Source organism: Plantactinospora sp. A48, from assembly GCF_055793945.1.
On record NZ_JBTIXF010000162.1, the window covers coordinates 1 to 228 of the forward strand.

At 64.9% G+C, this 228-nt stretch carries 1 protein-coding gene; it reads right to left on the reverse strand.

Annotation, left to right across the window (positions count from 1 at the left end; translation table 11 throughout):
* Positions 1–228, reverse strand: a 228-nt coding sequence (locus tag ACXN5W_RS30430) for a helix-turn-helix domain-containing protein (RefSeq protein WP_473161828.1), incomplete at both ends; no start/stop codon positions are given.

Below are 228 nucleotides of genomic sequence, written 5' to 3' on the forward strand. Positions count from 1 at the left end.
GTCGAGAACGGCTGGCCGAGGAAGCGGGGGTCACACCGGGCGATCACGCAGATCCAGTCGCGGGTCTGCTCATTGATCTTGTTCGGTGTGCCCCCTCTCCATTTTGGGTCCAGCGCGTCGAACCCCCGCTCGTTGAACGCGTGGATCACGTCGCGGACGTAGTCCTCGGTGGCCTTGAGCAGGTACGCGATGTCGGACGCCGGCTGGCCCTGGCCAGACATCAGAACG